Annotated in this window: 2 protein-coding genes; both read right to left on the bottom strand. The window is 66.8% G+C overall.

The annotated features are described in order from the left end of the window. A partial coding sequence (gene asnB, locus ACEW8G_RS11880; protein ID WP_373488631.1) for an asparagine synthase (glutamine-hydrolyzing) occupies nt 1-1,139 on the bottom strand: 1,139 nt, incomplete at its 3' end. A 9-nt stretch (nt 1,140-1,148) separates the two neighbouring features. Next, nucleotides 1,149-2,471, bottom strand: a 1,323-nt coding sequence (gene xrtA, locus ACEW8G_RS11875; RefSeq protein ID WP_373488630.1) for an exosortase A, incomplete at its 5' end; no start/stop codon positions are given.

Below are 2,471 nucleotides of genomic sequence, written 5' to 3'. Positions count from 1 at the left end.
TGGAACACCTGACGGCGATAGCCCGCCAGCGCCTCGTCCGCGCCATCGCCCGACAGCGCGACAGTGACGCCCTCGCGCGCCAATTCGCACACCCGGAAGGTCGGCAGCATTGAGGCATCCGCGAAGGGCTCGTCGAACTGCGCGGCAACCCGGTCGATGACGCCAAGGTCGTCGGGCGAGACGGTTCGGCTGCGGTGGTCGGTCGCGAACCGCTCGGCGATGCGCTGCGCATAAGCGCTCTCATCGAGCGCCGCGAAATCGAAGCCGATGCTGCAGGTCTTGACCGCCTGTTTGCTGCGCTCGGCCATCAGCGCGACGACCGTCGAGGAATCGACCCCGCCCGAAAGAAATGCGCCCAGCGGCACGTCGGCGACCATCCGCGAGGACACCGCCTCGCGCATCAGATAGAGCAGCTCGGCCTGCAAGTCATCGACAGATCCGCGCGCGCGCGCCGAGAAGTCGACATCCCACCACTGCACCGGATCGGGCAAAGGCTTGCCGCGCTCGAGCATCAGCCAGTGACCGGCGGGCAGCTTGTGGACGCCCGCGATGAAGCAGCGGTGATCGGGGACATAGCCAAACGCCAGATAGTCATCGACCGCCTGCGGATCGGGCGCGCGGCGCAGCGCCGGGTGCGCCATCAACCCCTTGAGCTCAGAGGCGAAGATCACGCTGCCATCGGCGAGCGGCGCATAGTAGAGCGGCTTCACCCCCAGCCGGTCGCGCGCCAGAAACAGGCGGCGGGTGCGCTGGTCATACAGCGCAAAGGCGAACATGCCGTTGAGCCGGTCAAGACACCCCGCGCCCCATTGCCGCCATGCCGCGAGGATCACCTCGGTGTCGCCGCTGGTGCGGAAGACGTGGCCCAGCGCGGCGAGTTCGCTGCGCACCGCCTGGAAGTTGTAGATCTCGCCGTTGAAGATCAGCACTTCGGCCTCATCGGCGCTCAGCATCGGCTGCGGGCTGCCGGCGAGGTCGATGATCGACAGGCGGCGGTGGCCGAGGCCGATGCCCGGCGCGAGCCACTGGCCCTCGCCATCGGGGCCGCGATGCGCAATCACATCGGTCATCGCCTGCAAACGCGCGGGATCAACCGGCTTTGCCGTTTCAAGGTGGAAGATGCCCGCAATGCCGCACATGGGTTGGCCCTAGTCCCGCGCCAGCACGGTGTCAGCCAGTGTCTGCGGGCCGCCCGCATCGGTCACAAAGGCATCGAGCGCCTGTCGCGCCGAGCGGCGGTCATTGCGCTCTGCCGAGACGATCAGCATCAGCGCGGGCTGGCTCTGGCGCAGCAGCCGCGCCTTTAGCGTCGCGATGCGCACCTGCAGGTTGCTGCCGGTCACCAGGTCGCCGATGCGGTAATAGGTCACGACATCGCGCACGGTGCGGTCCAGCCCGGTGATTACCTCGGCCTTGCCTTGAGCGGCCACAGCGCCGCCTTCCACCCATTGCCAGTCGCCATCCGGGTCGAGCGCACCCTGGCCGAAGCCGGTGATCTCGCGGCCTTCCGACTGACCATCGAAGAGCGCGACGAACAGGTCGACGCGTTCGCCATCCTTGGTGTAGCTGGCGATGTCGGTGCTGTTGGCGCCTTGCGCAGCAGGCAACCACGGGCGCGATGGCTGATACGGCGCGCGCGTCCAGCCGGGCACATCGGGAAGCGGATCGCCGGCGGGCAAAGTCGCAGGGGCAGGTATGCCCATGAACGCCCAGCCGAACGGCAGCGCCATCACCATCGCCATCGCAGCGAACACCGGGCGCGGATTGGCCTGCACCACCGCCGATTGCGCTGCGAGCCGTGCCGCCAGCGCAGGCTCTATGAACGGATCATCGAGACCCCGGTCAAAGAACCGCCAGCCTATTGCCATCACCAGGGCCATGACCAGCGCGAAGAAGATCCAGCCGTAGAAGATGTGATCGAACCCGGTGGCGAAATCGAGCCCGTAATGGTGCGCGATCCAGATGGTGCCAAAGGCGCGCACCCCATTGGCGAGGATCGGCACAATGACCGCCATCCCTAAGAACGCGATGCGGCGCGACCAGCGCTTGAAGCAGACATTGGCGACCAGCACGCCATAAGCGATCATCGCGATCAGGAACATCACCCCCGAACAGGCTTCTGCAACGCGGAACAGCCCGGTCGGGGTCGAGATGAACACCCCCTCGATGTGCGCGGGGATGCCCGACCAGTCTAGCAGCACCATCGATATGTCGGCGGTGATCATCTGCAGCGCGGGGACCAGCTCCTCGCCCAATGGCACGAGGAACAGGGCGTAGGACAGCGGAAACAGCAGCGCGCGGGCGACATGCGGCCCCAGCAGCGCGATGACGCTGCCCTGCAGGAACATCACCAGCGCCAGATGCCGCGCCAGCGCGACTCCTGCCGCCTCCCCCAATATCCATCCAACGGCCGCAACCGCCATCACCAACAGACCCGGCGCCCAGAGTGACGGTGTGATCCGCTTGATCTC

Origin of the sequence: Blastomonas sp. (assembly GCF_041747255.1) — a bacterium.
In the GTDB taxonomy this organism is placed as follows: Bacteria; Pseudomonadota; Alphaproteobacteria; order Sphingomonadales; family Sphingomonadaceae; genus Blastomonas.
The sequence above is the reverse complement of the archived record's forward strand: the minus strand, read 5'-3'. Positions and strand labels throughout refer to the sequence as shown.